Raw genomic sequence first — 5,764 nt, forward strand, 5'->3', positions numbered from 1 at the left:
TAAAACTGGCAAGCTCAAGAGCGCCAGCATCTTCTGCTGCAGTATTTTCTATTTCGTTTTTAGTGACTGACTTGGAGGCCAATAACAATTTGAAGGAACCACCATCACTCACAATACTGGCAGAGACACCAATGTTGGCCTTGTTAATAGCATCGCGTAAACCGGTTAAGGAATTATTGGTATCGTCAATAGTAATAGTGGCGCCAGTCTTCGTCGAATCCACTTCAAAATCATTTACCGCTGCATTCCATTCACCCAAACGGATTGTCAAAGTACCTTTTCCGATAGGGGCACTCATGGAGGTGAACGTGCCTGAGCTGAGCGATTGTGCCTGAGCAACCTGCTCGACTTTTAATTGGTAGCTTCCAGCGACTGCTTTGGCATCCAATTTGGTAATACCCAGCAATGCAGTCTCGGGAATCGAAAGCGCTTTCGCATTAAAAGTGTCTGCACTGCCCAGCGCTGCAGCTGCAGTTTCAAGTTTGGATAAGGAGCTGCGCAACAAGCCAAAATCAGAAATTTGGGTTTCAAGCAGGGTCTTTTTGGTAGTCAAGCGTTGAGCCTGCACCATTTTGCTAGCTTCAGTTAGTTGATCGGCTAATTTGTTGGTATCAATACCCGATCCTGTTCCCAATGCACTAATAATGCTGGAACCCGTCGAACCATTGTTGCTCGTTGTACTTGATGTACCACTCACCATTAATACCCCCACGCCATACACTACCGCTGGCTATCTTAAATTACATAAGGTTAGCGGCAACCCATGGATAAACTTTAGCCGGTTTTGCCGCTTTTTTAGAGAAAACACTCTACTAATATAAGCTGAGCATAAACTGCGCCAATCTATTGATTTTGTTATTAATAATTGGCCTAACAAGACCATCCATTACTTCGCTATTGGCAGTGTGAAATAGAAGCGACTTCCCTTGCCTACCGTCGATTGGTAATCAATTTTACCCCCCATACGCTCGATAATGGATTTGGTAATACTTAACCCAAGGCCAGTGCCATCGTGGCGGCGAGTATCGGAAGAATCGACTTGCGCAAAGCGCTGAAACATACGCTGGCGGAAATCGTCAGCAATGCCCTGCCCTTCATCTATAACTGACACCATTAATTCCTGCCCATTCACTGTTAGCTGCACGCGCACCACGCCGTCCAGATACGAAAACTTGACGGCATTGGAAAGCAAATTGGCCATCACTTGCAGAAAACGATCGGTATCGACATTGGCAGCACATTGCATGACGGCGTAGTCGGTGGCATTCAATTGCAGGTGTACACCATAACGTTCGGCATAGCCCTGATTGTGTTCGATTGACTGCTGTACGAGCGGATAAATAGCACTGCGTTTTATATTTAGCACTAGATTGCCGAATTCCAGCTTATCCACATCCAAAATATCATTAACCAAACGCGCCAGACGTTCGGCATTATTGCTGGCGATGACGAGCAAATCCCGGATCTTGTCTGCCATCTCCCCCAAGCTGCCACTCAAGACTATTCCAAGCGCACCTTTAATGGATGTAAGTGGTGTACGCAGCTCATGGCTCACCGTAGAAATAAATTCACTTTTCAAACGATCCACTTTTCGCTTGGCAGTAGCATCATGAATGATAAACGTGAAAAATTTTCGCTCTTGAATAGCAACCGGACTAATACTTAATTCAATTTCCAGATCGCCGCCATCGCTACAGCGCCCAAGCGTTTCTCGCATATACGACGTTGTTACGTCATCACTTTGCAAGTTAAAACTATCTCGCAATACCGGCACTATATCGGCGATGTGTAAAGCGGAAAATTGCAGCAATGGGTATTTAAATAGTTGCGCTGCAGCAGGATTGGCCTTTTGAATAAACCCTTGTTCATCAACCACTAGAATGGACTCCACCGCATTTTCCAAAATAGCTGCCAATTCTTTAGTGCGTTGTTCAACCAGATTACTGATGTGCTGCGTACGCCCGCTGATAAGCAGTAAAAAACCACCGAGCAAACTGCAAAACAATAAGCCGCCCGCCAGCACAAACCAGGATTGCAAACTGACATGTTCAGTTAAAAACTTTTCTGTTGGGCCAATGTTGATCAGCAATCGTCTGCCGCCTACCGAAATCTCCTGATTGAACACTAAATCACGCGCATAGCCTGGCATATCGAACTCACCGGCGCGATAAAATACCTGCGATTTTTCTGGCTCGGTAACATCGACAATATGGATTTGATAATCACCCGATGAGAAAGGCGTGAGAACCGAATTCATTAAATCATTCGTGCGCACTATCGCGGTAGCATAACCAATGAGCGACTCACGTCGATCGAGTGTGGTGCTGGTTGAGCGAGTACGTTCATAAACGGGGTAAAACACCACAACACCAAGTGAGATGGTTTCGTCCTGCAACAACTGCAAGGGCTGCGTCATCGCAAAATGGCCGCTATCGCGTGCGCGAATTATTGCTTCGTCGCGCACAGGGTCAGATGCAACATTAAACCCGAGAATCACAGCATTTTTTTGCAAAGGCTCAACATAAGTAATGGATGTATATTCCGCGCGCTCAGGCGCGATAATAAATGCACCGCTCGAGTCTTTTTCTTTGATAGAAAAATCGGCAGAAAGCTCAGCGCGCATAGTGGATTCATAGTCAGCACGATCCGCATGACGCACCCGCTGGTTCCAGGAAAATCCGGAGACTCCCTGTTTCCCAATAACTACCTGATCGACATAATGTGAAAACTCGGCGCGAGTTACCTGCTCTGACGCAACAAACAAACCGCGCAAGGTTGCCAGGGTGTAGGCCACTGAAGACAAACCAGCCTCAACAGCGCCCGAAACCAAACGCGCCTGCTGCTCAAATTGATCGTTAAGTTTTTTTTGTTCGTTGTTGCTGGACATAATAAATACTGCAACAACAACCAGGCTACTTACAACCAACGGAACACCTACAGTAAGACGACGGCCGCGCCAAAAATGCCGTGGCTCCGCAAACAATACACACACCAAGGGCGTGGCAATTAACACACCTATTGCATCACCAATCCACCAGGTCCACCAACTGTACAACATGTGTTCCGCTGGAATAAGCCCGTTTCCATAAAGGCTTAACACTCCGATACTTGCGCTCAAGCTCGTCGCCACTGGCCCACCCAATGCGAAAAACGAAAAGATTTTTCGCTCATCTGTCAAACTATTGGGGAAGCCAACATAGCGGCGAATCAATAATGTCCCTGCCAGGCTCGCCACCGTACTTCCGCAGGCGATTTCCGCCGCAATCAACACAACTGGCAGAGATATTGAGCTTGCGGGACCAATCGAAATATTCAGCAGTGTTGAGCCAAGGAAAACGCCGATTGCCATGGGAAAACCCCAGATCAGTACGGCACCCAAAGCAATTCCCATTGGCAAAAACAGACCCGATACAAATCCGGGAGGAATCGCTAGCAACAGCGATAGCCGCCCAGCGGCAACGTACGCCAAGGCAAGAAGAAAAATACGCAGCGCAAACACTACTGTTGGGGAGCGCGGAACTTTCGAGTGTAAACCCATAACCATGCGGTAAACCTGACTTTAAATTTACTTAAGCCTAGTCGACAGAAGCTCACTTCAGGTCAAAAAGAATAAAAAAAACCGCAGCAAGCTGCGGTTTTTCAACTCGATCAACGAACCATGTTTAACGAAGTAACTGCAACACCTGCTCTGGCCGCGCGTTCGACTGCGCCAACATCGCTTGTGCTGCCTGCTGCAAGACTTGCGCGCGGCTCAGCGCTGCAGTTTCTGCTGCGAAGTCCGCATCCACAATACGTGAGCGCGAAGCGGACGTTTTTTCCGAGACGTTCGCCAGATTAGACATGGTGAAGTCTAACCGGTTGTTGATTGCACCCAATTGCGAACGGGTGTCGTTGATTGTTGTCAGCGCCTTATCGATAACACCAATGGCTTTTTGGGCTTTGGCTGCAGTATCAATACTAATAGACGCGATTGCTGTACCAAATGAACCACCGCCGACAGAGTTGGCCTCCAGAAAACCGATTTCATCAGCAGTCGCATTATTACCAAGCTCTACGCTGATAGGATTTCCATTAGCGTTAGTTAATTTTATGCCTGCCTCAACCACAAACCCTGCTGCGGCAGAACCATCAACCGCGATAGCAAGACCCGAGGCCATAAACTTCTCAAACGTAGCACCCGCAAACCCCTCGGCCGTTACACCAAAGGCGCTATCAATAGTGGCCGTTGTAAAGCGAATCGCCCCCTGATCTGTTTCAAGTACGATTCTGTTACCTAACAAAGAAGCGGTCACACCAGTGGTATTACTCGCAGCATTGAAGGTATCCACTAATTGCTGTGCGGTAGTGACAGCCGACAAATCAACGCTAACACCGTTGAGGATAATACTGTCAGCAGAGCCTGCGAATGCAGTTTCAATACTCATGCCACTCGTATCAATAGACACTGTTGAAAAGGCATTTGCAGTAACACCTGTTTCTTCAGTTGCTTTATTAATTGCGTCTATTTTGCCAATCAAACTGTCGGTGTTTTTATTGCTGATTACAACACCATTGATAGTGACATCACCTACTCCCCACGCCACCTCTGCAGCTGCGGTGGAAATGCTTGCACCTTCAATAACACCGCCCACCTGATTTTCACGGAAACCTAAATTGTGTAAGTCAGCAAGTACTCCGGTATTACCGCGACTGATTTTGATTGGGCGATCATCTTCCGAGGTCAACACAATTTGCCCGCGCTGACTCAGACCATCACCCACTGCTGCATCCATACCCAAAGCAGCTTGTAAATCAAGACCTGTACCGCCGTCAGACACAGTAATGGTGGCACCAGTGTTGTTACTCAGCGTGAGGACACCGCTATCGTTGACAGTTGCCTGCACCTCTCCACCAGTAATGCGAATAATGGTTTCCACCAACTCATCCATACTGGTCGTATTTTCACGAATTTGATAAACCTGTGTAGCACCATTTAATGCTGACACAGTAATGTTCAAGCCTTCACCTGCGTCATTATCAATTACGCCGTTACCAAGCTGTGATGCTTGCAACTGTGTCATTGCGGACGCCGTAATACCGCTCACGCGCTCGTTAATAGAGGCCAGAAATTCCGCCAACGTGTTTGTTTCGGCAGAAGCAGCCGCATCAAACTCACCAATAGACTGGCCATTAATTAAAATGTCCCCGTCTCTGATGTCGGTCGGCGCAGTACCCGATGCAAACATGGACAATGAGAACTCAGCACCCAATACATCTACACTGACGGAACCCATTCCCAATGTTTTGGCATCCATCGCCTGCACTTTTAACTCGATGGTCTGGTTTGCATCAGAACCCACTTGCAGCTGGACTTTACCCAGCGAACCATCCAATAGCTTCTGGCCGTTGAATGATGTGGATTTGGCAATGCGATCCATTTCCAGGATAAGTTGTTGCACTTCCGCATCCAATGTTTTGCGGTCGGCATCCGAATAGATGCCGTTTGCAGATTGAATAGAGAGTTCGCGCATACGCTGCAGGATATTGGTAGTTTCCTGTAATGCACCCTCAGCAGTCTGGATCAATGACACACCATCATTTGCGTTACGGATTGCCTGATCCAGACCACGAATTTGTGAGGTCATACGGTTAGAGATCGCCAGACCGGCAGCATCGTCTTTGGCGGAGTTGATACGTTGGCCAGAAGACAAGCGTTCGGTTGCCCGATCGAGCGCATTTCCTGAGTTCATCAATTGACGCTGTGAATTCAAGGAAGCGACATTGG

Annotated in this window: 3 protein-coding genes; all 3 read right to left on the bottom strand. The window is 47.7% G+C overall.

What is annotated here, in order from left to right; genetic code table 11:
• Positions 1-712 (bottom strand): flagellar filament capping protein FliD (gene fliD / locus ACWA6V_RS16045; RefSeq protein WP_449523436.1); only part of this gene is annotated, 712 nt, incomplete at its 3' end.
• A gap of 174 nt (positions 713-886) precedes the next feature.
• Positions 887-3,544, bottom strand: coding sequence for a CHASE domain-containing protein (locus ACWA6V_RS16050; protein WP_449523437.1), 2,658 nt, complete (start codon positions 3,542-3,544; stop codon positions 887-889).
• Between the two features lie 118 nt (positions 3,545-3,662).
• Positions 3,663-5,764: flagellin N-terminal helical domain-containing protein (locus ACWA6V_RS16055; protein WP_449523438.1), on the bottom strand; the 2,102-nt coding region annotated here is incomplete at its 5' end.

The sequence above is a fragment of the Cellvibrio sp. genome (assembly GCF_053579595.1).

Excerpts from the sequence above, each read along its gene's own strand:
- ACWA6V_RS16050 (WP_449523437.1), bottom strand. The coding sequence starts at position 3,544 with ATGGTTATGGGTTTACACTCGAAAGTTCCGCGCTCCCCAACAGTAGTG.